Source organism: Paraburkholderia sp. J63 (genome assembly GCF_905220245.1).
Classification (GTDB): Bacteria; Pseudomonadota; Gammaproteobacteria; order Burkholderiales; family Burkholderiaceae; genus Paraburkholderia.
In genome coordinates this window covers 1-23,825 of sequence record NZ_CAJMZF010000052.1, presented here as the reverse complement: position 1 = coordinate 23,825, position 23,825 = coordinate 1, and the positions used below count along the sequence as shown (strand labels likewise).

Below are 23,825 nucleotides of genomic sequence, written 5' to 3'. Positions count from 1 at the left end.
ATGGGTGCGCCGCCAGGCCGGCGCGCACCACAACCCGCATCGCCGATTAACGCTTGAAGTACCCCTTCACCGCCGCGACGAAAGTATCGATATCGGCGGCGCTCACGTCGAGGTGCGTCACGAAGCGCGACGCATAGAGCATCTGCGTGAGGATGCCGCGCTCCTTGAGCCACGCCTCCAGCGGCGCGCAATCGGCCTGCGGGAACTGCGCGAACACCATGTTGGTGGCCAGCGACGCCACCTTCACCTCGTCGATCTGCGCGAGCCCGGCGGCGAGACGTTCCGCATTCGCGTGATCGTCGGCGAGACGCGTGACGTTGTGATCGAGCGCGTAGAGGCAAGCCGCCGCGAGCACGCCCGACTGGCGCATGCCGCCGCCGAGCACCTTGCGCCAGCGGTGCGCCACGTCGATCAGCGCCTTGCTGCCCACGAGCACCGAGCCGACCGGCGCGCCCAGGCCCTTCGAGAAGCAGATCGACACGGAGTCGAAGCCCTCGGCCAGGGCCTTGAGCGGCTGGTTCGACGCAACGACCGCATTGAATACGCGTGCGCCGTCGAGATGGGTGGCGAGACCGCGGCCATGCGCGAACTGCGTGGCCTCGGCGACATAGGCGGCCGGCAGCACCTTCCCGCCGATGGTGTTCTCGAGCGCGAACAGGCGCGTGCGCGCGAAGTGGTCGTCGATCGGCTTGATCGCGGCGGCGACGCGTTCGAGCGCGATCGTGCCGTCCTCGGCGTTTTCGAGCGGCTGCGGCTGGATGCTGCCGAGCACCGCCGCACCGCCGCCTTCGTATTTGTACGTGTGGGCCGCCTGGCCGACGAGGTATTCGTCGCCGCGGCCGCAATGCGCCATCAATGCGGCGAGGTTGCTCTGGGTGCCGCTCGGGAAAAACAGCCCCGCCTCCTTGCCGGCCTCCTCGGCCACGCGCGCCTGCAGGCGCAGCACGGTGGGATCGTCGCCCCAGACGTCGTCGCCGGTTTCGGCCTGGGTCATGGCGGCGAGCATGGCGAGGCTCGGACGGGTAACGGTGTCGCTGCGCAGATCGATCATGCGGATGGCATCCTCGTAATGGCCGTGCGCGCACGGCGCGTTCCGCCGCGTGGCGCGGCGTGGAAACCATCGAGTGTATTTTCAAACGGCCTGGAAAGGGAAGCCTGGGCTAGTGCGCCAACCGCCTGGACACGCTGGAGGCGGGGGCGCCCGGCGCGTGACGGGTACAAGAACAGTGCATGACCGGCGCATGACCGGCACATGCAGCGCGCGCACGTAGCGCCGGTGGCACCGATAGCGCCGCGGCGTACGTGCCCGGTGCTCAACGCGGAAGCAGTTGCAGCGGATCGACCGGCTTGCCGTCGCTGCGCACTTCGAACACCACGCCGGGGATGCCGTTGTTGTCGACGCCCATTTCGGCGATCGGCTGGCCTTGCGAGACGGCGTCGTCTTCCTTCACGAGCAGCTTGCTGTTGTGCCCATAGGCGGTCACGGTCTGGTCGTCGTGCTTGATGATGACGAGCGGCCCGTAGGCCTCGATGCCGGTGCCCGCATAGACCACGCGGCCCGCGGCGGCGGCCTTGACCGGCTCACCCTGGGTGCCGCCGATCACGATGCCGTTGGACTTGCCCGGCGCGAAGCGCTGCAGGATCGGGCCGCGCACGGGCCACGCGAGCGTGACGCCGACCGGCGCGGGCGCGGAGACGCCGGCGGCCGCGGGCGCCGCGTTGGTATAGGCGGGCGGCTGCGGCGCCGGATTGGCGTTACTCGTCGCGTAGTTCGGCGGCGGCGCCACGCGCAGCACCTGGCCGGGCAGCACCTGCGCGTTCGGCGGCAACTGGTTCCAGCTCGCGAGGTCCTGCGGGCGCTGGCCATAGGCGCCGGCGATGCGCGAAAGCGTGTCGCCTGGATTGACGCGGTAGTAGCCGGCGGGCACGCCGTTGGACGTCGGGGCGGGCGCCGAAATCGTACCGCCCTCCCAAGGTGGCATGAGCGTGCTGCAGGCGCTGCAGGCGAGCGTGAGTGCGGCCAATGCCGCGTATGCGCCCGGGTTTCGCCGTTGTCGATTCATCTTGCTGTACCTCGCTGGTTCCTCGCTACGTACGACGGGGATACGTATTGTGATGCGCGTGGGGCCGCTGGCGTTCGCCTGCGATACCCTGATTAAGCCGGAATTGGCGAACGGCCCCCATTATATCGTCCCATGCGTGACGAGCTTTTTTCGCGCGCCGCTTCGGTCGCCACTCCGGGCGCCGCGATCGCTCGCCCCGGAGCCCGCGGATCGCCCGCCAGCGTCCTGCGCACGCCGGGCCCACCCGCCTGTGCGCTCGCCTATACTGGGTCCTGCGGCTCTCATCAGATAATCAGACGAAATCCAGACGAAAGGCCTCTCGCTGTGGTGCAACGTCCGTGAGGAATCCGAGGATGAACAAAGCCACTTTCCTTTCCGTGCAGCTCAACGTCGAAGATGTCGCGGCATCGCCTGGCCTCGTCGAACTGCTGAACAACCATCTCGTGTTTGCCGCCGACGTCGCGGAAGCCGCCGACGAACTGGTCCAGCACGCCAGTATCGCGCGGTTGACCGGAGGCCTGGAAGCGACGGTCGAAATCCCGGCCATCGTGCTCGAGCGCCTGCGCGACGCGCTCGACACCCTGAGCGGCTATGACGAAACCTGGTGGTTCGCGCTCGAGCCCGGCCACGCGCTGTTCGACGATATTGCCCGCCGTCGGCGCCTGCTGCACTGAGCATCGGCACGCCACAAGCCATGCAGGCGCGGACGGCTGCGTCTACCCGCAGCGCCCCACCTCGACCGCATGCCAGCCGCCTGCGCCCGCCGCCTTCAGGCCCGGGCCATCGCGACTTCCGGCATGACATTTTGGGGGAACCGCCGTGAAATCGTTCCTGAATCGCCGTAGCGCCGTGCTTTCCAACGGCGCGTCGCACCTCGTCGCCGTCAAGCACGAGGCGCCGCATGAAACAACGCCCACCGAAGCAAGCGCAATCGAGCGCGATGAACCCGTCGCACGACCCGCCAGCGGCGGTGCCAGTGCGCCCGGCAGCGCCGAGGCGCTCGGCCCGAACATGCCCGATGCCGCCACCGCGCCGCGCCCGGTCTCCACGCTGCACGCGGTGCCGGCCATGCCCTCGCATCTGAGCAACCGGCCCGTGCAGCTCGCTGATGGCGCCTCGTTCGAAGCGCTCGTTGCCGCGAACGAGCTCACGACCTTCCGCGTATTCCGCAGCTTCGACTACACCGTGACGCTGCTGTTCCATGGCCAGACGCTCTCCTATTTCGTGACGCTGCATCAGGACAACACGCTCTGGCACGCCTTGCGGGCCACCGATCCCGATTCGGCCGGCGCGGCGTTTCATCATCTCGAAGAGCAAGCAATGCGCCTCGCCGAAGGCGAAACGCGGCTCGCCCAGTTGGCCGCGCAAAACGCGATGCTCACGAAGCAGATCGAACAGTCGGAGGCGCAGGCCGAGCGTCTGCGCGTCGACCTGCAGCGCCACGCCGAGCAGGAACACCGCGTGAGCGCGCACCAGCATCAAGTGCGCAAGGACGTGGCGCAGCTCGAAGCGCAGCGCATCGCCGCGCAGGCGCAGTTGAACAAGGCGCATCGGACGATCCATCAACTGAGCGTGACGAGCAACGAGGGCGTACCGCATTTGCCGGGTCGCTGATGAGCCGCGCACCGTTGCGGCATCTGGAGTTCTGTTAAGCGTTGCTATGGCATGGAGCGTTGCGTCGAACGCCCATAAAAGAAAAGCGCGGGCCGGTTTGTACCGGGCCGCGCCAGACTGCATGCTGCTACTGCGTACTGCAACTTCAACTGCTTACCGCCATTGCTTGCTACGTACTGCAACTGCTAATGCAACCTCTTTGCTTACTTCGGTATGCTACTGATTACTCCACTTCTACTGCGGACTGCATAAAACCACTTCTACTACGACATCTACTGCAAACTGCCAACTACACCTCTTTGCTTGACTGCACCTTCTACTACTGACTGCGCACTACTACTGCCTACTGCGTAAAGTAACTTCCACTGCTACATCTACCGCGAACTGCTTGCTCCAACTACACCTCTTTGCTAACTGCACCTTCAACTGCTTGCTGCGACTTCTGCTAAAGCCTATTACGTGAAGCAACAACCACAACAACCACCAGCCGCCTCAACCGCGAAGTCCCTCAACGCGACTTCGCATCAACCCGCGGCTACTGCACAACTTAGTGGCCGAAATAAACCGATTGCGACGGAGCCACATGCTGCGGCTGCACCACCGGAGCGCCCGACTGCGACGTACCGACAGCCGGTGCGCCATAACCGCTCGTATCGCCGCTCGCCAGCTTTTCCTGGGTCACGCGGGCCTGTGCGGCCTGGATGTTCTGCGGGTAATTCACCTGATCGCCCGCCGGCTTGTAGCCCGCCTGCTCAAGCTGGACAAGCTCGGCGCGTACTTGAGCGCGGGTCAAACCTTGCTCGCTCGACTGGGCGAACGAAACAGCCGGAATAGCAAGGGCTGCGGCCACGATAACTGCGGGGAAAAGCTTCTTCATGATTCAACCTCCATCTGTTTTGTATTCGCTTCGAACTCGGTGTTCGTTAGCGCTTGATGAAAGTCTAGGCGTTTACCCCGACCAGGGAAAACCCTGATTACGCAATATATCGTTGCAGTTCTGGTAATAAAAAAGGGGAACGCAGCGGTTCCCCTTGAGATTCGGTCTCGATCTGCAACTACAATGCGGTCGAGCGCCGCAGTAAGCACTAACTTCGTACGTCCCTCTTTAGGCGCTGGCTACCTTCTTACGCCCACTCGGCGTGGAAGCTGCCCGGCTTGTCGATGCGCTCGAAGGTATGTGCGCCGAAGAAGTCGCGCTGGGCCTGTACGAGATTCGCGGGCACGCGCTCCGAGCGATAGCCGTCGAAGTACGCGATCGCCGACGAGAACGCCGGCACCGGCACGCCCGCGTTCACGGCCTGGACCACCACTTCGCGCAAGGCCGCCTGATAGTTCGCGGCGATGTCGCGGAAGTAGGGATCGAGCAGCAGGTTGTCGATCTGCGGGTTCTTCGCATAGGCATCGGTGATCTTCTGCAGGAAGCGCGCGCGGATGATGCAGCCCGCGCGGAAGATCTTGGCGATCGTCCCGTATTGCAGATCCCATTTGTACTCGTCCGAGGCCGCACGCAGTTGCGCGAAGCCCTGCGCGTACGAGATCACCTTCGAGAAGTACAGCGCGCGGCGCACCGCTTCGATGAACGCCTTGCGATCGCCCGCGAACGGCTTGGCGTCGGGGCCCGCGAGCACCTTGCTGGCCGCCACGCGCTGCGTCTTGAGCGACGAGAGCACGCGCGCGAACACCGCTTCGGTGATGAGCGGCAGCGGCGCGCCCAGGTCGAGCGCGTTCTGGCTCGTCCATTTGCCGGTGCCCTTTTGCGCGGCGCGGTCGAGAATCACGTCGACGAGATACTTGCCCGTCTCCTCGTCCTTCTTGCGGAAGATCTTCGAGGTGATTTCGATCAGGTAGCTGTCGAGCTCGCCCTGGTTCCATTCGGTGTAGACCTGGCCCAGCTCGTCGTTCGAGAGCCCGAGCACCTGCTTGAGCACCGCGTAGCTTTCGGCGATCAGCTGCATGTCGCCGTATTCGATGCCGTTGTGGACCATCTTCACGTAGTGGCCCGCGCCGTCCGGACCCATGTACGCGACGCACGGCTCGCCATCGGGCGCCTTCGCGGCGATCTCGGTGAGGATCGGCGCAACCAGATCGTAAGCATCGCGCGGGCCGCCCGGCATGATCGAGGGGCCCTTGAGCGCACCTTCCTCGCCGCCCGAGACACCCGTGCCGATGAAGTGCAGGCCCGCCTTCGCGAGCTCCTGATTGCGGCGGATGGTGTCGGTAAAATGCGTGTTGCCCCCGTCGATCAGGATGTCGCCCTGGTCCAGCAGCGGCTTGAGCGCCGCGATGGTGGCGTCGGTGGGCTCGCCCGCCTTGACCATCATCAGGATGCGGCGCGGCTTCTCGAGCGACGCGACGAACTCTTCGAGCGTGTACGTCGGCACGAGCTTGCGTTCGGGGAACTCAGCGATCAGCTCATCGGTTTTCTCGCGGCTGCGGTTGAACACCGACACCGCATGGCCGCGGCTCTCGATGTTGAGCGCGAGATTGCGCCCCATCACGGCGAGACCCACCACGCCGATTGCCTGTTTGCTCATGTTGAATCTCCACTTCAATCGATTGGGGCGACGCCGAGCGGTTTCGCGCGCGGCATCGATCGTGCAAGGATAAGGGAAACCTCCACGCGGCGTGCCGCAGCGTACATTCTGCGCGCACGGCCTGGCGGGCTACGGCGGCAACCGGCGCTCGCCCGCGTGTTCGTCTCCCTGCGCGTTATTGCGCACTGGTGTCTTCCGACTTCGTCTCCCGCTTTTGCCTCCCCCTGCCTGCTCCCGTTTATTCGCCGGCCGCCGCCGGCTGCTTGCGAAACACCACGCTGAAATTGTTGGCCGGCATCGGCACGACCGCCTCGCAGACGAGGCCTTCGGCTTGCGCGAGCGCCTCGACCGCCTCCAGATCGCGCACGCCCCACGACGGGTCGCGCGCGCGCAAATCGGCGTCGAAGGCTTCGTTCGACGGCGCCGTGTGCGCGCCGCCGCGCCGGTACGGCCCGTAGAGCACCAGTGCGTTGCCTGCCGCAATGCGCGCGCCCGCGCCTTTCATCAACGCAACAGCGGCCTCCCAGGGCGCGATGTGAATCATGTTGATGCAGACGATGGCGTCCACGGCATCCACGGGCCAGGGCTCGCGGCGCACGTCGAGATCGAGCGGCTCGCGCAGGTTCGCGAGACCCGTGTGCGCACGCCACGCGGCAATGGAGGCGCGGGCGCGCGGGTCGGCGTCGCTCGGCTGCCATTCGATGCCGGGCAGCGCCGCCGCGAAATGCGCGGCATGCTGGCCGGTGCCGCTCGCGATCTCCAGCACCGTGCCGCGCGCGGGCAGCGCGCCACGCAGCACTTCGAGAATCGGCGCCGCATTGCGCGCGGCCGCGGGCGCCGTGAGGCGGTGAATGTCCTGATCCTGGGGTTCGTTCATCGTGTCGTCGGTGAAGATGGGGGATGGCAGCGGCCGGTCAGTACAGGCTCGTCTTTATGCGCTCGGCAAGACCGGCTTCGTAACCTTGGACGTCGAACGCCTCGCCGTATTGCTCCGCGCTCACGCGCCGCAGCATCTCGCCCGCGCTCGGCAACTGCGAGCGCTCGACGTGGCGCGCCGGGTCCCAGAGGTTCGAGCGCACGATCGCCTTCGAGCAATGGAAGTACACGCTTTGCACCTCGACCAGCAGCACCGAGCGCGGCGGCTTGCCGTCGACGGCAAAGCTCGCGAGCAGTTCGGGATCGACGCTCACGCGCGCGCGGCCGTTCACGCGCAGTGTCTCGCCGACGCCGGGCACCATGAACAACAGGCCGATCTGCGGCGCGGCCACCACGTTGTGCAGGCTGTCGACGCGGTTGTTGCCGGGGCGGTCGGGCAACGCGAGCGTGCGCGAGTCGAGGATGCGCACGAAGCCCGGCGCGTCGCCGCGCGGCGAGCAATCGAGCCCTTCGGGGCCGCCCGTCGCGAGCACCACGAACGGCGAAAGCTCGATGAAGCGGCGGTAGTCCGCGTTCACGTGATCGATTTCCTTGCGCAGCGAGCGCTCGTTCGGCACGCCGTAGTGCGCTTCGAGCTCGGCGGTCGTGTTCGGCATCAGCTTTCCTTGTGGCTACGTTATTGCGTAGTTGTCGTTGCGTTACTGCTTCGTTATTGCGTTGTTCTCGATGACCAAGTGGGTTGCCCGAAAGGGTTGCCCGAAATCGTGGCACCTGCGCAGCATCATGCCGAAAGGCGCGTGGCCAGTGCTTCGAGCGTGGCCGCACATGGCGCCGCTACTTTGAGCGCGAGCAGCGGATCGGCGCGCGTCTTGCCGAGATTGATCGCCGCCACAGGCTTGCCGCGCTGCTGCGCCCAGGCGCAGAAGCGATAGCCCGAGTACACCATCAGCGACGAGCCGACTACCAGCACCGCATCCGCTTCGTCGAGCGCCGCCGAGGCCGCGGCCACGCGCTCGCGCGGCACGTTCTCGCCGAAGAACACCACCGACGGCTTGAGCGTGCCGCCGCACGCCTCGCAGGCTGGAATCTCGAAGGCCTGCTCGCCGTCGAAGTCGAGGTGCGCGTCGCCGTCGGCGGCAGGCTCGGCGTTCGCGCCCGCGAGTGCAGGATTGCCCGCTTCGAGACGCGGCTGCAGCGACGCGCGGGTGTATTGCGCGCCGCAGTCGAGGCAGTGCACGTGGCCGATGCTGCCGTGCAGCTCGATGACATCGGGGCTGCCGGCACGCTGATGCAGACCGTCCACGTTTTGCGTGACGAGCGCGCCCACGCGCTGCGCGGCGCCGAGCTGCGCGAGCGCGCGATGCGCGCCGTTGGGCTGCGCGAGGCCGACCGTCGGCCAGCCGATCATGCTGCGCGCCCAGTAGCGCCGCCGCGCGCTTTCGGATCCGAGGAATTCCTGCAGCGTGATGGGCGGCGAACGCTTCCAGGCGCCGTTTTCGTCGCGGTAGCCGGGAATGCCCGAGTCCGTGCTGATGCCTGCGCCGGTCAGCACGAACAGGCGTGGATGCCGTTCGGCGAATGCGTGCAGCGCGTCGAGTGCGGCGGAATCGGGCGGGCTGGCCGCGAGGGGCAAAACGGGATCGGACATGACGGTCTGGTGGGAATCCGGGGTAGATGACGATGATGGGGTTCGTCGGTGCCGGCGATATCCACGATATCGCACGACAGCGCACGATATTGCGCGCTATCCGGGCGATTCAGGCGCACGCTTCGAGGAAGCTCCACCGTGCGCTTTCGCCTTCGCGGAACCAGCCGATCCGTGCGCCTTCGTCTTCACTTTTGCGGGTGCGCTCGCCGCGGCCAGACGCGCGGCTTCGCGCGCCTCCCACGCCGCCAGTGCGGCGCGCCAGCGGCCCACCTCTTCGTCGTAGAGATCGAAGATGCAGGGACTGCAGCCGCTCTGGCAGCAGTCGTCGTTACTGGGCCGCTCGGGCGGCAAGGGACGCGGATCGTCCTCGGAATGCGGGGGCAAAGGCATGGGGCGCGCACGGCGTGGCGGTTCGGCACGCCCAGTATACGGGAGCATGCGAACGTGCGTGCGGCGCCTCGCGCCGGAGCAAGCGGAGACCAGGCCCGGGTCAGCCGCGCCCCACGAACGGCATCTTGGTCGCCATGATCGTCATGAACTGCACGTTCGCGGCGAGCGGCAATTGCGCCATGTGCAGCACCGCATCGGCGACGAGCTCGACGTCCATCAGCGGCTCCACGGCCATCTCGCCGTTCGCCTGCGGCACGCCGTGCGCCATGCGCTCGGCCATCTCGGTGGCCGCGTTGCCGATGTCGATCTGACCGCACGCGATGTCGTAGCGCCGCCCGTCGAGCGACACCGACTTCGTGAGGCCCGTGATGGCGTGCTTGGTGGCCGTGTACGCGATGCTGAACGGCCTCGGCGCGTGCGCCGAGATCGAGCCGTTGTTGATGATGCGGCCGCCGCGCGGGCTCTGGCGCTTCATCAGCGCGAACGCCGCGCGCGTGCACAGGAACACGCCGGTGAGGTTGGTCTCGACCACGGCGCGCCAGTCGTCGACGGAAAGCTCGTCGATGTCGACCGCCTTCGCGTTGCGCCCCGCGTTGTTGAACAGCAGGTCCAGACGCCCATAGTGCGTGCGCACGCGCTCGAAGAGCGCCTCCACGGCGGCAGCATCGGTCACGTCGCACGGCACGGCCAGCGCCTCCTGACCGGCCGCGCACGCCTCGGCCGCCAGCGTTTCGAGCGGCTCGGCGCGGCGGCCCGTGAGCACGACGGCATAGCCGTTCGCGAGCAGCTTGCGCGCGCAGGCGCGCCCGATGCCGCTACCCGCGCCGGTAACGAGCGCCACTTTGCGCGCGGGACGCGCGGCCGGATCCGTCACGGCATCCGTTGCTGCACCCGTCGCCGCGCCTTCGTTTCGATTCGCTTCAGTCATGGTCCTTGCCTCTATCGTTTCAATCGTTGCCGCTGCACTGAGCGGTAAAGCCCGCTCAACGCGCCGCGAGCATCCCGCGCAACACGTCCACGAACGCGTTGCCCGCCTGCGAATCCATGCCGCCGTCGCGCCACACCGCGAACACGCCCACGCTGAATTCCGGCTCCACGCGGCGGATCGCGACCGGCTCGCCCGCGCTCTTCGCCGTGATCTCGTCGAGCAGCACGCGGCCGATGCCGCGCGCCGCCAGCGAGCGCGCCACATACCAGGTCTGCGCCTCGACGGCGGCGAGCCGCCCGTCCACGCCCTGAGTCTCGAGCAGATGGCCGATGGTCTCGCCAAGCGGATCGACGTTGCCGATGCTGATCCAGTCGCCGTCGACGAATTCCTGCAGCGCGAGCGGCACGCCGGGCGGCGTGGGATCGTCGGGCGGCGCCACGCATACCACGGCCGTGCGGCCGAGTTCGAGCGCTTCGATGCCGGGCCGCGCGGGCGGATTGAGCGCGACGCCCACGTCCAGCTCGCGCGTGAGCAAGGCGTTGAGCAGCTCGGCGGTATGACGCGTCTGGACCTTGAGCGACACGGCGGGATAGCTCGCGCGAAACGCCTGGAGCGCCTGCGGAATGAGGCTCAGCCCGAGGCTCGGCAGGCAGCCGATGCGCAGCAGTCCTTGCGGATGCAGCGCGAGATTGCGCGCGAGGTCGCGAATGCTGTCAAGGCTCGACTGGAGCTTCTGCGTTTCGGCGAACAGCAATTCGGCTTCGCGCGTGGGCTGCAGGCGGCCGTGCGCGCGTGCGAACAGCTTCAGGCCCGCGCTGCGCTCGGCATGCGCGAGCACCTTGCTCACGGCGGGCTGCGAGACGCACAGGAGCTCGGCGGCCTTCGAGAGCGAGCCCGTGCGCATGATCGCGTGGAAGACTTCGATGTGACGTAGACGCATGAGACGCGAACCGCACGGCGCGGCGCGCGTGCGGCGGAGCAAAAGCGCAAGGATAGCGCGTTCGCGCGAGTGGCAGCCGCGCGCGCCGCATGCCTGAACGCGCGGGCGGCGAAGCGCGCCCCGCAACGCACGCCTCAATGCCGATGCCGATACGACCGCAATCGCCGAAGCAAGCGCAACAATCAGATGCGGAAGTCGGCGGCCATGTCCTCGTCGCTGCGCGCCACGATCGCGCCACTGCGCGCGGCCTTGATGAACGCTTCGTAATCGCGCTCCACCTGGTCCGCGTAGCTGGCCGCATAGCCCACGAGCGCTTCGGCGAACTGGTCGCCGCGCCCGATATACGAGGCGATCTCGATGGCCGCGTTGCCCGACTTCGCATGCGCGCGCGCCATCGCCCAGCCGCACAGGCGCGCATAGCCCGTGAGCAACGTGCTGTCGAGCATGTCGATGTCGACCGAGAGCTTCATGTCGCGCAACTGGCGGAAGTAGAAGTGACGCCCCGAGGGCCCGGTGGACCAGCCGAGGAAGAGATCGCTCGCCGCCTGCAGCAGGCGCTGCCCCTGCACCACACGCGCGCCCTCGTGCTTGAACGCGGGCGCCTTGAAATACTGGGAAATGACCGATTGGCGCGCCTCCTTCACCTGGAGGAAGAGCGGCTTGCCATGATGGTCGACGAGCAGCAGCACGAGGCAGCGCGTGCCCACGCTGCCCACGCCCACCACCTTGAAGACGAGATCCTGGATCTCGAAGTGCTCGAGCAATTCGCGGCGATCGGGGACCAGCGTCTTCAGGTAAGCCTCGTAGGTCGGCTTGATCAGCGTGCGCCAGTCGCCTTGCGTCAGCCAGTTGTCCTCGGACTCGTAAAGCGAGTTCGGGCCGTGAACGTGAAAGAGCACGGGCGGGGCGTCGCGGATCGTCCAGTATGTGCCGGCCTGACCGTCGCGATTGTCCCGGTTGTCCCGCCCGTCATGCACTTCGCGCCCGTCACGATCGCTGCGATAAGCGAGCTTTTCCAGCATGCTTTCGTGCGTACGGCCCGCGGCCTTTTCCATGCCGCGGCGAATGAGGCGGCGGCCCTCGGGCGTGAGCGCGGTCTCCACCATGCGGTCGAACGTGATCTTGTCGTACCAGAGCTCCAGCGCGCCGAAATCCGCGTACTCGCGCATGCGGTCGCGATAGGTGGTCACGGCCGCCATCACGAGTTCTTCGGCCACGCCGCGCGAATAGCGCATGTGGCGCGCGGCCACCACGAGGCTCGCGACGAGCCGCTTGAGGTCCCACTCCCAGGGGCCCGGCGCCACTTCGTCGAAGTCGTTGAGATCGAACACGAGCTGGCGCTCGGGTGTGGCGAAGCCGCCGAAATTGAGCAGATGGCCGTCGCCGCAGATCTGCATGACCATGCCCGTGTTCGGCACCCGGGCGAGATCGTGCGCCTGCAGGATCGCGCTGCCGCGAAAGAACGTGAACGGCGAGACGATCATGCGCCCGTAGCGCAGCGGCACGAGGCTGGGCACGCGCCCCTCGCTGCTCTTTTCGAGCAGCGCGACCGGATCGCGGTGCAGCTCGCCCACCTGCCTGTGGCTCGAACGTTTCGCGTGCTCGCGCGCGGCGCGGCCGGCCGCCTCGCGTTCAGCAACGGTCTTTCCATTCATGAACGACTCCCTTTCCCGAGGATGTTCGTGGATGCCCGTGATGCACTCCGCATCGGCCTGTCAGTAAGCCAGGACGCGTCCGTCCTATTTAAGCGTGCGGCCCTTTTTTGTGCAAGCGGACTCACGCGTTTGCGGCGAGCGTTCGTAAGCGGGCAGCCGGCAGCGATTCTTCGCGCTAGAATCGCCCGGTGCGCCGCCGGCCGCATCAGCACTCTCAGCACCATCGGCACACCTTGCTGGCCCATTGCGTCAAGCTTCGCTCATGTCCCTTACCGCCTGGCTCTTTTTCCTGCCCGCCTGCTTCGCGCTGAATATGGCGCCGGGTCCGAACAACCTGCTGTCGATCAACGTGGCCGCGCGCCACGGCTTCCTGCGCGCGCTGCTCGGCGGCACGGGCCGGCTGCTCGCCTTCGCGGCAATGATCGCGCTCGCGGCCACCGGCCTCGCCTTCGTGCTGCGCGCCTCGGAGGCCGTGTTCTTCGCCATCAAGCTCGCGGGCGCGGCCTATCTCGTGTGGCTTGCCGTGCAGCTCTGGCGCAGCGACGCCGCGCCGATCGGCATGATCGACCACGACGCAACCCTCGCGCGCATCGCGCGGCGCGAATGCCTCGTGGCGGCGGGCAACCCGAAAGCGATTCTCGTGTTCACCGCGTTCCTGCCGCAATTCGTCAACGTCGCCAAGCCGATGCTCCCGCAATTCGCCGTGCTCGGCGCGAGCTTCCTCGTGCTCGAATGCGTGGCCATCGCGCTCTATTCGCTCGCGGGCATGTATCTGGGCCGCTGGCTCACGCGCGAGAACGTGCGCCGCCGCTTCAACCGCCTGTGCGGCGCGTTTCTGGGTGCCATCGGCGTGAGCTTTCTGCTCGTGCGCCGCGCCTGATCCAGGCTCTCCGCCGTTTCGCACGACATCGGGAAAACGCGCAGTTCATAACGTATTCCTGATGATTGCGCCGAGAAACTTTAACTGTCGTTAATCGACGGCAGCCCCTATGCTCGAACCATCGTCTGCGCGTGCAGCGAGTGGCCGGATTGACGCCCGCCGCTCGCATGGCGCTCGCGGACACGCGGTTTTCAACGTCATTGGGGAATCCATATGAAGATCTGCATCTTTGGAGCGGGCGCCATCGGCGGCATGATGGGCGTGCAACTCGCGCGCGCGGGCGCCGACGTGAGCTTCATCGCACGCGGCCCGCATCTGGCCGCCATGCGCGAGCGCGGCGCGCGCCTCTTGATGGACGGCGAGGAATATGTCGCTAAAGTCCGTTGTACGAACGATCCGCGTGAGCTCGGCGTGCAGGACGTGGTCATCATCACGCTCAAGGCGCATTCGGTGGCGGGCGTGATCGATTCGATGCAGCCGCTGATCGGCAAGCACACCGCCATCGTGACGGGCACCAACGGCATTCCCTACTGGTACTTCTATCGCCACGGCGGCAAGTTCGAGGGCTCGCGGCTCGAAAGCATCGACCCGGACGGCTCGCAATGGACGCGTCTCGGGCCCGAGCGCGCGATCGGCTGCGTTCTGTACCCCGCCGCCGAGATCGACGAACCGGGCGTGATCCGCCACGTGTACGGCAAGAAGTTCCCCATCGGCGAGCCCTCGGGCGAGCGCACTCCGCGCATCGTTCAGCTGCACGAAGCAATGACGGCAGCCGGCTTCGATGCGCCGATCCGCGAGAACATCCGCGACGAAATCTGGCTCAAGCTCTGGGGCAATCTCTGCTTCAATCCGATCAGCGCGCTCACGCACGGCACGCTCGACGTCATCACGCAGGACCCGGCCACGCGCGCCGTCGCGCGCACGATGATGCTTGAGGCACAGCGCATTGCCGAGCAGTTCGGCGTGCATTTCCGCGTGGACGTGGAGCGGCGCATCGACGGCGCGGGCGCGGTGGGCGCGCACAAGACCTCGATGCTCGTCGATCTGGAGCAGCGCAGGCCGATGGAGATCGATCCGCTCCTGACCGTCGTGCAGGAGATGGGGCAGTTCGTGGGCGAGGCTACGCCCACCATCGACGCCGTGCTCGCGCTCGTGAAGCAGCGCGAACGTATGGCGCAACTGGCCGCCTGACAATATCCTGCAAGAGTTTGAACGGGCCGCGCCAAAAGCGCGGCCCGTTTTGCGTTTACCGCTGGAAGTGAACTCTGGAGTGAAAAACGCTTAGCCGATGCGCGCGAGCGCGGCGGCAGCGCGTTCGAAGTGGTCTGCGGCGTGCGCGTCGTGGTTCGCCGAACCATCGTCTATCGGAGTCCTGACGATGCTGTGGTCGTCCGCGGTGAACTGGGACCACGCCGCCTGAACGCAAGGACGCAACGAGCGATTGCGCCGCCGCACGAGCATCGTGCTCACCATCACGACGGGATGCAGCATGCGCGCGACGAGCGGCCCCGCCGGCACGGGCCAATGACAGGCCGCGCCCGCCGCATCGCCATGCGTCGCGCGCGCGCCATCGCTGCTGATAGGCAGGATGCCGATGCCCATGCCCAACTGCGCCATGCGCGCGACGCCCTCGATGTGCGCGAGCTCCTGCACGGGACGCCCTTCGGGCCGCAGCCCCTGGAGCGCGCGCATCACCACGCCACGGCAGCCCGACTCGCGATTGAGCGTGACGAGCGGCTCGTGCGCGAGCTCGTCCCAGCGCAGCGCGCCCTGCAGTGCAAGCGGATGATGCGAGGGCAGCACGGCGCACAAGGGCGCGGCGGCAAGCGGCTGCACTTCGAGGTTGGCGCTCGCGAACGGCATGGCTTCCGCGATCACGCCGAAATCGGCTTCGCCCTGCTCGACGGCCTGCAAGACCGCCGCTTGCGGTAAGTCGCGCAATTGCAGCGCGAGCGAAGGAAACGCCGCGGCACAGCGTGCGAACGCGGCGGGAATCCAGCCTGACGAAAGCGCCGGATTGCTCGCCACGACCACGACGCCGCTGTGCTCCTGATGCGCGTCGCGGCCTTCGTTCAGCGCCATGTCGATTTCGTCAAGGAGGCGCCCGATGCGCCGCTCGAAGCCGCTGCCCGCGAGCGTGAGCTCGACCTGGCGCGTTGTGCGATCGAAGAGCTTCAGATCGATGGCCTCTTCGAGATCGCGTACACAGCGGCTGACCGCCGACTGCGTGAGCCCGAATTCGCGCGCGGCGCGCGTGAAGCTGCGCTCGCGCGCCACCGCGACGAACACCTTGAGTTGCTGGAGCGAAACGTTCATCGACAGGGTCCGCCCTCGAGCGCCGCTCATTCGCCCGTCTGGTTGGGCCAGTGCTGCAGGCCGGCCGGATTCGCCGCGAGCGTGGTGGAATGCTCGTCGCTGCGCTCGATCAGCCGGTGGCGCATGGGCGCGAGGATGAACTTGGCGCTCACGCCCGCCGCGATCGTGATGACCGCCGCCGCGATGAACACGGCGCTCCAGCCGCCCGTGGCCGAGAGCACCGAGGCCACCGGCACGAGCAGCGCGGCCGTGCCCTTCGCGGTATAGAGCGTGCCCGCGTTGGCGGCCGCGTACTTGCTGCCGAAGGTGTCGGCGCAGATCGCGGGGAAGATCGAGAAGATCTCGCCCCAGAAGAGGAAGATGAGCGCGGCGAACGTGATGAACGCATAGGGGTTCGTGCCGTACTGCATCATGCCGAGCAGCGCGAGGCCTTCACCCACGAAGATGAAGAACATGGCGTTCTCGCGGCCGATCTTGTCGGAGATGAAGCCGCACAGCGGCCGCGTGAAGCCGTTGCAAATGTTGTCGATCGAAAGCGTGAGCGTGAGCAGCGGCAGCGTGGCGCCGAACACCGTCATCGGCAGGCGCGCGAGGCCCCAGTCCTTCGCGATCGGGCCGATCTGCGCGGTCGCCATCAGACCGCCCGCCGCAACGGCGACGAACGCCACATAGATGACCCAGAACACCGGCTGCTTGACCATCTGCCCCGGCGTGTAGTCGATACGCGTGACGAGACGGCGGCCCGCCCCCATCGCGGCGCGCGGCACAGGCTTCACGAGCAGCAGCGCGAGCAGGAGAATCGCCACGCCCTGGAGGATGCCGAAGAAAAAGAACGTATGCTCGTAGCCCGTGCGCGTGATCATGTTCGCAATCGGAATCACAGTGACGGCGGCGCCCGCGCCAAAGCCCGCTGCCGTGAGACCCGCAGCAAGGCCGCGACGGTCCGGGAACCACTTGAGCGCGTTGCCCACGCAGGTGCCATACACGCCGCCCGCACCCACGCCCGCGAGCACCGACCCCGCGTAGAGCATCGGCAGTGTCGTGGCATACGAGTAGAGCACCCATGCGAGCCCCGCACATACGGCGCCGCCCATGACGACCGGGCGCGGGCCGAACTTGTCGACGAGCCAGCCCTCGATCGGCACGAGCCAGGTTTCAGTCAGGATGAAGATCGAGAAGGCCAGCTGGATGGAGGCTTCGCCCCAGTGATGGCGTGCGTTCATGGGCGCGACGAACAGCGTCCACGCGTACTGCAGATTGGCAACGAGCGCCATGCATAGCATGCCCACCACCAGTTGACCCCAGCGATTCGTCCAGAACGGACCGCCCTCGCTCCTCTGACTGACTGAATTCATCTCGGTTGTCTCCACTATCTATTCACGGATTGCAGCCGCTTTGCCGGCTTGCATAGATATCGACTTATGGTATTGAGTCCGCCCTCTTTTACTGCTCATTCTTATTCGAAACGGCACATGAAAATTCGAATGGAAATTCGTAATTCCCCTTTCACCCGATCAATTCTTGAAGTGCCTGAGGAGCCTTTTTAAAGCCTTCCAGTACGGGTTTTCCCGCTGAAAGGTGCCTTTCCTGGCGTTAACCCGCACACCAATGCATGGCATTCGGACTCCTTTCAACTCATGCTAGGGGGATTACTCGATTACGAATAATTAAAGTTTGTTATTATGTTGATTCAGTATCCTTTATGGATCGGCCATGACCATGCGGAACGCCACGCTGCGCCAGCTAAAAGTCTTCGAGACCGTGGCGCGTCACCTCAGTTTTTCGCGTGCTGCCGAGGAGCTTCATCTCACGCAGCCGGCCGTCTCCACTCAGGTCCGGCAGCTCGAAGATCACGCCGGGCTCCCCCTCTTCGAACAACTCGGCAAGAAGATCTATCTCACGCCAGCCGGCACGGAGATGCTGCACTACAGCCGCGCGATCATTCAGCAGTTCCATGAAGTCGACGAGGCCATGAGCCAGCTAAAGGGCGTCTCCGGCGGCAAGCTCAACGTGGCCGTGATCAGCGCCGGCGACTACTTCTTTCCGCGCCTGCTCGCCGAATTCACGCGCCGCTACAAGGGCGTGCAGCTCAATCTCTCCGTGCACAACCGCGAACAATTGCTGCAGCAGCTCGCGACCAACCAGACCGATCTCGCGGTCATGGTGCGTCCGCCTCACGCGACCGACGCCATCAACGAAGCCTTCGCCCCCCACCCCTACGTGATCGTGGCGGCGCCCTCGCACCCGCTTGCGCACAAGCGCGGTATCAAGCTCAGCACGCTCGCGAACGAAGCGTTCATCGTGCGCGAGCGCGGCTCGGACACGTGGAATTCGATGGAGGAAGGGTTCGCAGGCAAGATCACGAACCTGAAGATCGCCATGGAGATCCAGAGCACCGAGACCATCAAGCAGGCCGTGATCGCGGGCATGGGCATCGCGTTTCTCTCGGCGCACACGATCAGCCTCGAATTGCAGGTCGGGCACCTCACCGTGCTCGATGTCGAAGGCTTTCCGGTCATGCTCAACTGGTATCTCGTGCACCGCAAGAACAAGCGCCTGCCGCCCGTTGCGCTCGCGTTCAAGCGCTTCCTGCTCGAAGAAGGCGAGCAGCTCATCGAAAACATTACACGTGTCTCACAGGCCTCGTTCCATAAGTAAGGTTTAATGGAGCGACGCAAAATCATCAGGCGTGATGGATCATTCGCGCCCTTCGGCGGCAAACGCCGACGCGAAGGGGTACGAATCGATGCAGCGTCCTTCCCCGAATCGTTGAATGCGTCGTTACCTCAATGCGGCCCCTGGCGCTGCCTGAGCGCGCCATGGCGGCTGCGATTGCGTTTTCGGCGCGGCAGATCCTGCGAGACATGATGCGATGCGCGCGGCGCTTCGCCGGGCGGCTCGCAATCCGCCAGCCATGCGTCGAAGGCCGCCGGCTCGAGCGCGCGGCTGCCGCACGGCGCGAAGAGCCAGTCGCGCGGGACGCCCGCGAAATGCGTTTGCGCGGGCGGTTTTGCTGTGGCGATTAGTGAAGGCGCGTTGGCCTGTGTATCGGCCAACGCGCGCACGACGGAGCCCGGACGCGGCGCGGCAGGGCGGCGCGCGCCGCCCATGAGACGCACGCCGAGCGCGGCGGCAAGCACGCAAGCGGCCACGAGCACCGAGAGCCCGAATTCGGCCGACGCCAGGATGCGCACCGCCGCAAAGCCATAGCCCAGTATCGCGAACAGCGCGAACGCAATGGCCTGGACCACACAATCGCTCTGCCGCAACGGCAAGCGGCGACGCTCGTTCATGCGTGCTCCGCATAAGAGCGCGTTCGCAGCGGCTCCGGTGAGCACCGCGCCGAGCGTCGCCGCCACGTAGAGCGCCGCACGCCCGGATGCGGGCAGTGCGGGCAGCAACAGAAAACTGGTGACAGTGACGCAGATGGACGCCACGCCCACCATACAACCCGCAGCGGCCGTCGCGCGCGCGTGCTTCGCGAGATCGTGCCGCGTGCCCAGCCATAAGCCGGCGAGCGCGCCGCATTCCGCAGCGCCAGCCGCCTCCGGCAGATGGACGACGAGCACCGCCAGCAAGCCCGGCGGCACAGTCAATAGCAGTGCGAACGAGATGGCGAGCGCGGTGCGCGCTCGTGGCGTCACCTCGCGCGCATGCTTGCAGCGCGGCTTCGCTCGCGCCGGCGCAAGGCGCGCCCACGCAGGCGCGAGCGCCGACACTTGTGCAAGTGCACAGACGAGCCACGCGAACAGCAGGCCGCCACCGAGCCACGCCACGTCGCCAGCCAGTTGCTCCGGCATCTCTCCTCCCCTCGCACGCGGCGTTCATGCCGCGCACGTCTATCAGTTCGAGCTTCGAATGCCTGCCGCGGCGCATTTCGCATTTGCGCCTTCGATCGTCTCGGGGCGCGATGCACGCTGTACGTATGCCGTGCATCGCGCCCCGTCTTCCTGCTGTTTTCCTGCTGCTTTCCTGCTATGCAACCGTGGCCGACTGGCGCTCGCTGCCCGCGTCTTCCGCGCCCCGCGTATCGACGCCCAGCGTATTCACCAGCGTGCCGATGCCTTCGATGGTGACCTCGACCGTCGCGCCCTCGCCAATCGAGCCCACACCGAGCGACGTCCCGCACGCGATCACGTCACCGGGCTCGAGCGTGAGGTCCTGCGAAATCAGGCTCACTTGCTGCGCCGGCGTGAACACCATGTCGTCGAGCGGATAGTTCTGCCGCTCCACGCCATCGAGCCGCGTCACCACGCGCGCGCTGCGCCAGTCGAAGCCCGAAACGATGGCCGGCCCCAGACAACAGAAGGTATCGAAACCTTTGGCGCGGCACCATTGCGGGAAGTGCGGATTTTCGGCGAGCAGGCCCGCAGCAGTCACGTCGTTGACGATCGTGTAGCCGAAGATCGCGTCCTCGGCCTCGGCAAGACTCGCGTTGCGGCAACGCTTGCCGATCACGATGCCCAGTTCCCCTTCGAAGACGATTTTTCCCGCATAGTGGGCAGGACGCCGAATCGGCACGCCCGAACCGATCACCGACTCCGCCGGCTTGATCAGAAAGAGCGGATGCTCGGGCACCGGCTTTTCGAGCTTTAACGCGAGCGCGTGGAAGTTATTCCAGAGCGCGACGACTTTTCCCGGCGCGCACGGCGCAAGCGGCGAGAGCGCGCGCAGCGAAAGCACCGCGCCCGTAGGCACCGGTTGATCGAGCCCTTCGTATTCGTGCAGATAGCCGTTTTCCGCGCGGCCGAACACGATACTGCCGTCGTTCGCCATCAGGCGCATCCATGTGTCCATGCTTCGCTCCATCGTTGCGTGGCGCGCGGCACGCCTGTGCCGCGCGGTCCATCGGTTCAAAGATTCAGTCGTTCATGGGCACGGGCGCTTCGTTGCGCCCGCATCGAACTTCGCCGGCCGATTTGCATAGCACTTTGCATAGTCATGCGCGACGACCCGCGGCTCCGTTCAGATCGCGCCCGAGGCACGCAGCGAATGGATATCCATGGCGCTATAGCCGAATTCGGCGAGCACTTCGTCGGTGTGCTCGCCCAGCAGCGGCGAGCGCGTGACCTCGGTGGGACTGTCCGAGAGCTTGATCGGATTGCCGACCGTGAGGTACTTGCCGCGCACGGGATGATCGACCTCGACGATGGTGCCGGTCGCGCGCAGCGATTCGTCGGCGGCAATCTCCTTCATCGAGAGAATCGGACCGCATGGAATGTGCTGGCGATTGAGCACGGCCATCACCTCGAACTTGGTGCGATGCATGGTCCAGTGCTCGATCTCGGCGAAGATCTCCTTGAGGTGCGGCAAGCGTGCATTGGGCGTGGCGTAGAGCGGATCGTCGATCCATTCCTCGCGGCCGATCAGCTTGCAGATGCGATCCCACACGGGCGCCTGGGCGATGAAATAGATGTAGGCGTTGGGATCGGTCTCCCAGCCCTTGCACTTGAGAATCCAGCCCGGCTGGCCGCCGCCCGACGCGTTGCCCGCGCGCGGCACGGCATCGCCGAAACCGTCGTTCGGGTATTGCGGATATTCCTTCATGACGCCGGTGCGATCGAGCCGCTGCTGGTCGCGCAACTTCACGCGGCACAGGTTGAGCACGCCGTCCTGCATGGCGGCCAGCACCTTCTGGCCGCGCCCCGTGTGGGTGCGCTGATACAGCGCCGTGACGATGCCGAGCGCGAGATGCAGGCCCGTACCGCTGTCGCCGATCTGCGCACCGGAGACGACCGGCGGACCATCGTCGAAGCCCGTGGTGGAGGCCGCGCCGCCCACGCATTGCGCAACGTTCTCGTAGACCTTGCAGTCCTCGTAGGGCCCGGGGCCGAAGCCCTTCACCGAAGCGACGATCATGCGCGGATTGAGCGCCTGGATGTGCTCCCAACTAAAGCCCATGCGTTCCAGCGCGCCGGGCGCGAAGTTCTCGACCAGCACATCGCAGTCGCGAATCATGCGCTCGAGCACGCGCTTGCCCTGCGGATTCTTCGTATCGAGCGTGAGCGAGCGCTTGTTGCCGTTGAGCATCGTGAAGTACAGGCTGTCCGCGTCGGGGACGTCACGCAGCTGCTCGCGCGTGATGTCCCCGGCGCCGGCGCGCTCCACCTTGATGACGTCGGCGCCAAACCATGCAAGCAACTGCGTGCAGGTCGGACCCGACTGCACATGCGTGAAATCGAGAATGCGCACCCCATCCAGTGCCTTGCCCATGTCATGTCTCCCTTGGTTAGTCGTGGCCGGGCGAGTTTCGAAAATCGGTGGACTGCGGGAGCGCCGGGGGCGTCCGCGGGTTACTGCGTTGCTGCGTCCTTGTTCAATACAGTATGTGATATATCACAATGAAGCAAGAGGGGATTTACCGCGTCCAAGTGCGGGCCCAGCGGGCTGAAAGCCTTATCGGATATAGCTTTGAGGGAATTTATGTGTTTCTGCTGCACCAGCGGGAAGGGAAAACCCCGAGTCGCCGAGGAGAAGATATTTCAGATTCGGTGTGCGGGATGCCGCCGTCAGACTTGATGCGCATAAAGTTGCGCCGGGCCTCGCGATTGCCGCGGCCGCCGATTTTGCCAGGCTCAAAGATCATCGAGCCCGAAATGAAAAAGGCGGAAGACCCAAAGGTTCCCGCCTGTCTCAACAGCGTGACTGCCCTGCCGCGCTCAGTCGAGGAAGTCGCAATGCTTCTCGACGTACGCGGCGAGATCGAGCGAATGCTGACGCACGAGCCGCTCGGCGAGTTCGGTATCGCGCTTTTCAAGCGCTTCGATAATGCGCAGGTGATCGACGATCGAGCGCGAGGCGCGGTCGCTCTGCGAGATCGTCATGCGACGGATCGCACGCACGTGCACGAAGATGTTCTTGATCGTATCGAGGATCAGCTGCGACTTCGAAAGCTCGACGATCGCCTGATGAAACGCGATATTGGCGTCCGAATATTCGGCGATATGCTCGGCCGGCGTGCTGTCGCGAAAGTCGTCGAACATGTGGCGCAGCTTCGCGATTTCCTCGTCCGTTGCGTGGATCGTCGCGAGGCGCGCGGCCATGCTTTCGAGCGCGGCCCACATCTGGATCATCTCGACGATCTCGCGCTTGCTCTTACGCACGATATAGATGCCACGGCGCGGCACCATGCGCAGGAAGCCTTCCTGCTCCAGCAGCGTCATGGCCTCGCGCACCGGCGTGCGGCTCACGCCGAGCGTTTCGCTCAGCACGCGCTCGTCCAGCCGGATTTCTTCGCGTGTCTGATAGATATCGGCGTCGGCGATAGCCTGGCGCAACATCGCATAAGCCTGATCTCGCAGGCTCAGGGTGGCGTTGATGGGCTGCAGCGCCAGCTTGAGCGGCGCGGCGTCCCGGGTGGCGACTGCTTCAGTGTGTTCTGACGACATTCATTGCCTCTTTAACAACCTGCACGCCGACTTGCGGGCGGCGCTGCATGGCCGGCTTCGCGCGGGGCGCCTCGCCGAGACCGACATAGCGGCCGTGTTCCGCCGCCTGTTCGATGGCCGACTGCGGCAGCCATCTGGCGATCATAACCGTAGCCGCGGCGCCCAAGCCGACAACTGCCAAACCGAAGAGTGCGAGAGAGACCAAATCCATTTTGAAGCTCCGCAAAATTGAATCATCGAATGACTCAATCATATGCTGCGTCGCGACAAAAATCAATATTCTGTATGTGATATATCAGATACAGATGGTCGTATCGTTGCATTCTTGCGACACATGGGCTTCGAGCCGGGATTCGAAAGCCGGGGCAGCGGGCGAACGCATCTCGCACTACGCGCCCGGCTGCAGGAACCTGAAGCCGGCCAAAATCGTACCGCATGGGAAAGAATCCTGGAGGAAACAGGCGCGCGCGGCAAGGGACGGGATGGCCGCCAAGAGGTAAACGACCCGGGACGGTAAGGCGGTCGCCACCGTACGTGTCCCGCCGTCGCCGCGACTCGTCCTGCAAATCTTGTTGACAGCGCACACCGCGGGC

The 23,825-nt window shown here is 65.7% G+C and carries 23 protein-coding genes; 5 read left to right on the top strand and 18 right to left on the bottom strand.

Features of this window, described 5'->3' with window-relative positions; all coding sequences use genetic code 11:
- Window positions 1-46 precede the first annotated feature (46 nt).
- Complete coding sequence (ltaE, locus tag U5775_RS34035) at window positions 47-1,051, bottom strand: low-specificity L-threonine aldolase (protein ID WP_322062522.1); 1,005 nt, start codon at window positions 1,049-1,051, stop codon at window positions 47-49.
- Window positions 1,052-1,313: 262 nt separating this feature from the next.
- Window positions 1,314-2,063, bottom strand: coding sequence for a peptidoglycan DD-metalloendopeptidase family protein (locus tag U5775_RS34030; protein WP_322062521.1), 750 nt, complete (start codon window positions 2,061-2,063; stop codon window positions 1,314-1,316).
- A 353-nt stretch (window positions 2,064-2,416) separates the two neighbouring features.
- Here U5775_RS34030 and U5775_RS34025 point away from each other — a divergent pair, with 353 nt between their 5' ends.
- Both U5775_RS34025 and U5775_RS34020 read left to right on the top strand, forming a co-directional pair.
- Complete coding sequence (locus U5775_RS34025; protein WP_322062520.1) at window positions 2,417-2,737, top strand: hypothetical protein; 321 nt, start codon at window positions 2,417-2,419, stop codon at window positions 2,735-2,737.
- 145 nt (window positions 2,738-2,882) lie between these two features.
- Window positions 2,883-3,677 (top strand): DUF2968 domain-containing protein, encoded by a 795-nt coding sequence (locus U5775_RS34020; RefSeq protein WP_322062519.1) that lies wholly within the window; start codon window positions 2,883-2,885, stop codon window positions 3,675-3,677.
- Between the two features lie 547 nt (window positions 3,678-4,224).
- Here the strand turns inward: U5775_RS34020 and U5775_RS34015 are convergent.
- The 9 genes from U5775_RS34015 to U5775_RS33975 form a co-directional block, all read right to left on the bottom strand.
- A complete protein-coding gene (locus tag U5775_RS34015) occupies window positions 4,225-4,554 on the bottom strand; it encodes a DUF4148 domain-containing protein (protein ID WP_322062518.1) in 330 nt (109 codons plus the stop codon).
- A gap of 247 nt (window positions 4,555-4,801) precedes the next feature.
- A complete protein-coding gene (gene gndA, locus U5775_RS34010) occupies window positions 4,802-6,211 on the bottom strand; it encodes an NADP-dependent phosphogluconate dehydrogenase (RefSeq protein WP_322062517.1) in 1,410 nt (469 codons plus the stop codon).
- Window positions 6,212-6,449: 238 nt separating this feature from the next.
- The gene (locus tag U5775_RS34005; protein WP_322062516.1) at window positions 6,450-7,088 is read right to left on the bottom strand and encodes a DUF938 domain-containing protein; all 639 of its coding nucleotides are present in this window, start codon (window positions 7,086-7,088) and stop codon (window positions 6,450-6,452) included.
- 37 nt (window positions 7,089-7,125) lie between these two features.
- On the bottom strand, window positions 7,126-7,743 hold the full coding sequence (locus tag U5775_RS34000; RefSeq protein WP_322062515.1) for a pyridoxamine 5'-phosphate oxidase family protein: 618 nt from the start codon (window positions 7,741-7,743) through the stop codon (window positions 7,126-7,128).
- Window positions 7,744-7,868: 125 nt separating this feature from the next.
- Complete coding sequence (locus U5775_RS33995; protein WP_322062514.1) at window positions 7,869-8,735, bottom strand: NAD-dependent protein deacetylase; 867 nt, start codon at window positions 8,733-8,735, stop codon at window positions 7,869-7,871.
- 96 nt (window positions 8,736-8,831) lie between these two features.
- Window positions 8,832-9,125 carry an oxidoreductase-like domain-containing protein gene (locus U5775_RS33990; RefSeq protein ID WP_322062513.1) on the bottom strand — a complete coding sequence of 98 codons (294 nt, stop codon included), beginning with the start codon at window positions 9,123-9,125 and terminating at the stop codon, window positions 8,832-8,834.
- Window positions 9,126-9,225: 100 nt separating this feature from the next.
- Window positions 9,226-10,053: an SDR family oxidoreductase gene (locus tag U5775_RS33985; RefSeq protein ID WP_322062512.1), complete on the bottom strand. Its 828-nt coding sequence runs from the start codon at window positions 10,051-10,053 to the stop codon at window positions 9,226-9,228.
- Window positions 10,054-10,108: 55 nt separating this feature from the next.
- Window positions 10,109-10,993 (bottom strand): LysR family transcriptional regulator, encoded by an 885-nt coding sequence (locus U5775_RS33980; RefSeq protein ID WP_322062511.1) that lies wholly within the window; start codon window positions 10,991-10,993, stop codon window positions 10,109-10,111.
- A gap of 182 nt (window positions 10,994-11,175) precedes the next feature.
- The gene (locus tag U5775_RS33975; protein WP_322062510.1) at window positions 11,176-12,648 is read right to left on the bottom strand and encodes a DUF2252 domain-containing protein; all 1,473 of its coding nucleotides are present in this window, start codon (window positions 12,646-12,648) and stop codon (window positions 11,176-11,178) included.
- Between the two features lie 262 nt (window positions 12,649-12,910).
- Here U5775_RS33975 and U5775_RS33970 point away from each other — a divergent pair, with 262 nt between their 5' ends.
- Window positions 12,911-13,528, top strand: a complete 618-nt coding sequence (locus U5775_RS33970; RefSeq protein WP_322062509.1) for a LysE family translocator — start codon at window positions 12,911-12,913, stop codon at window positions 13,526-13,528.
- Between the two features lie 213 nt (window positions 13,529-13,741).
- On the top strand, window positions 13,742-14,719 hold the full coding sequence (locus tag U5775_RS33965; RefSeq protein ID WP_322062508.1) for a 2-dehydropantoate 2-reductase: 978 nt from the start codon (window positions 13,742-13,744) through the stop codon (window positions 14,717-14,719).
- 90 nt (window positions 14,720-14,809) lie between these two features.
- Here U5775_RS33965 and U5775_RS33960 read toward each other — a convergent pair whose 3' ends face one another.
- Together U5775_RS33960 and oxlT are read right to left on the bottom strand one after the other, a co-directional pair.
- A complete protein-coding gene (locus U5775_RS33960) occupies window positions 14,810-15,844 on the bottom strand; it encodes a LysR family transcriptional regulator (protein WP_322062507.1) in 1,035 nt (344 codons plus the stop codon).
- 26 nt (window positions 15,845-15,870) lie between these two features.
- Complete coding sequence (gene oxlT / locus U5775_RS33955) at window positions 15,871-17,199, bottom strand: oxalate/formate MFS antiporter (RefSeq protein ID WP_322062506.1); 1,329 nt, start codon at window positions 17,197-17,199, stop codon at window positions 15,871-15,873.
- 358 nt (window positions 17,200-17,557) lie between these two features.
- Between oxlT and U5775_RS33950 the strand changes: the two genes are divergently transcribed.
- Window positions 17,558-18,502, top strand: a complete 945-nt coding sequence (locus U5775_RS33950; RefSeq protein WP_322062505.1) for a LysR family transcriptional regulator — start codon at window positions 17,558-17,560, stop codon at window positions 18,500-18,502.
- A gap of 128 nt (window positions 18,503-18,630) precedes the next feature.
- Here the strand turns inward: U5775_RS33950 and U5775_RS33945 are convergent, their stop codons facing one another.
- From U5775_RS33945 to U5775_RS33925, 5 genes are all read right to left on the bottom strand, one after another.
- Window positions 18,631-19,644, bottom strand: coding sequence for a hypothetical protein (locus U5775_RS33945; RefSeq protein ID WP_322062504.1), 1,014 nt, complete (start codon window positions 19,642-19,644; stop codon window positions 18,631-18,633).
- A gap of 175 nt (window positions 19,645-19,819) precedes the next feature.
- Entirely contained in the window at window positions 19,820-20,641 is an 822-nt protein-coding gene (locus U5775_RS33940) for a fumarylacetoacetate hydrolase family protein (protein WP_322062503.1), read from the bottom strand.
- Between the two features lie 168 nt (window positions 20,642-20,809).
- On the bottom strand, window positions 20,810-22,057 hold the full coding sequence (gene frc / locus U5775_RS33935) for a formyl-CoA transferase (RefSeq protein ID WP_322062502.1): 1,248 nt from the start codon (window positions 22,055-22,057) through the stop codon (window positions 20,810-20,812).
- Window positions 22,058-22,503: 446 nt separating this feature from the next.
- A complete protein-coding gene (locus U5775_RS33930; RefSeq protein WP_322062501.1) occupies window positions 22,504-23,232 on the bottom strand; it encodes a GntR family transcriptional regulator in 729 nt (242 codons plus the stop codon).
- Window positions 23,213-23,443: a hypothetical protein gene (locus U5775_RS33925; RefSeq protein ID WP_415913719.1), complete on the bottom strand. Its 231-nt coding sequence runs from the start codon at window positions 23,441-23,443 to the stop codon at window positions 23,213-23,215. The genes U5775_RS33930 and U5775_RS33925 overlap by 20 nt, the downstream gene beginning before the upstream one ends.
- Window positions 23,444-23,825: the final 382 nt, after the last annotated feature.

Excerpts from the sequence above, each read along its gene's own strand:
- ltaE (WP_322062522.1), bottom strand. The coding sequence starts at position 1,051 with ATGATCGATCTGCGCAGCGACACCGTTACCCGTCCGAGCCTCGCCATG.
- U5775_RS34030 (WP_322062521.1), bottom strand. The coding sequence starts at position 2,063 with ATGAATCGACAACGGCGAAACCCGGGCGCATACGCGGCATTGGCCGCA.
- U5775_RS34025 (WP_322062520.1), top strand. The coding sequence starts at position 2,417 with ATGAACAAAGCCACTTTCCTTTCCGTGCAGCTCAACGTCGAAGATGTC.
- U5775_RS34015 (WP_322062518.1), bottom strand. The coding sequence starts at position 4,554 with ATGAAGAAGCTTTTCCCCGCAGTTATCGTGGCCGCAGCCCTTGCTATT.
- gndA (WP_322062517.1), bottom strand. The coding sequence starts at position 6,211 with ATGAGCAAACAGGCAATCGGCGTGGTGGGTCTCGCCGTGATGGGGCGC.
- U5775_RS34005 (WP_322062516.1), bottom strand. The coding sequence starts at position 7,088 with ATGAACGAACCCCAGGATCAGGACATTCACCGCCTCACGGCGCCCGCG.
- U5775_RS34000 (WP_322062515.1), bottom strand. The coding sequence starts at position 7,743 with ATGCCGAACACGACCGCCGAGCTCGAAGCGCACTACGGCGTGCCGAAC.
- U5775_RS33995 (WP_322062514.1), bottom strand. The coding sequence starts at position 8,735 with ATGTCCGATCCCGTTTTGCCCCTCGCGGCCAGCCCGCCCGATTCCGCC.
- U5775_RS33990 (WP_322062513.1), bottom strand. The coding sequence starts at position 9,125 with ATGCCTTTGCCCCCGCATTCCGAGGACGATCCGCGTCCCTTGCCGCCC.
- U5775_RS33985 (WP_322062512.1), bottom strand. The coding sequence starts at position 10,053 with ATGACTGAAGCGAATCGAAACGAAGGCGCGGCGACGGGTGCAGCAACG.
- U5775_RS33980 (WP_322062511.1), bottom strand. The coding sequence starts at position 10,993 with ATGCGTCTACGTCACATCGAAGTCTTCCACGCGATCATGCGCACGGGC.
- U5775_RS33975 (WP_322062510.1), bottom strand. The coding sequence starts at position 12,648 with ATGAATGGAAAGACCGTTGCTGAACGCGAGGCGGCCGGCCGCGCCGCG.
- U5775_RS33970 (WP_322062509.1), top strand. The coding sequence starts at position 12,911 with ATGTCCCTTACCGCCTGGCTCTTTTTCCTGCCCGCCTGCTTCGCGCTG.
- U5775_RS33965 (WP_322062508.1), top strand. The coding sequence starts at position 13,742 with ATGAAGATCTGCATCTTTGGAGCGGGCGCCATCGGCGGCATGATGGGC.
- U5775_RS33960 (WP_322062507.1), bottom strand. The coding sequence starts at position 15,844 with ATGAACGTTTCGCTCCAGCAACTCAAGGTGTTCGTCGCGGTGGCGCGC.
- oxlT (WP_322062506.1), bottom strand. The coding sequence starts at position 17,199 with ATGAATTCAGTCAGTCAGAGGAGCGAGGGCGGTCCGTTCTGGACGAAT.
- U5775_RS33950 (WP_322062505.1), top strand. The coding sequence starts at position 17,558 with ATGACCATGCGGAACGCCACGCTGCGCCAGCTAAAAGTCTTCGAGACC.
- U5775_RS33945 (WP_322062504.1), bottom strand. The coding sequence starts at position 19,644 with ATGCCGGAGCAACTGGCTGGCGACGTGGCGTGGCTCGGTGGCGGCCTG.
- U5775_RS33940 (WP_322062503.1), bottom strand. The coding sequence starts at position 20,641 with ATGGACACATGGATGCGCCTGATGGCGAACGACGGCAGTATCGTGTTC.
- frc (WP_322062502.1), bottom strand. The coding sequence starts at position 22,057 with ATGGGCAAGGCACTGGATGGGGTGCGCATTCTCGATTTCACGCATGTG.
- U5775_RS33930 (WP_322062501.1), bottom strand. The coding sequence starts at position 23,232 with ATGTCGTCAGAACACACTGAAGCAGTCGCCACCCGGGACGCCGCGCCG.
- U5775_RS33925 (WP_415913719.1), bottom strand. The coding sequence starts at position 23,443 with ATGGATTTGGTCTCTCTCGCACTCTTCGGTTTGGCAGTTGTCGGCTTG.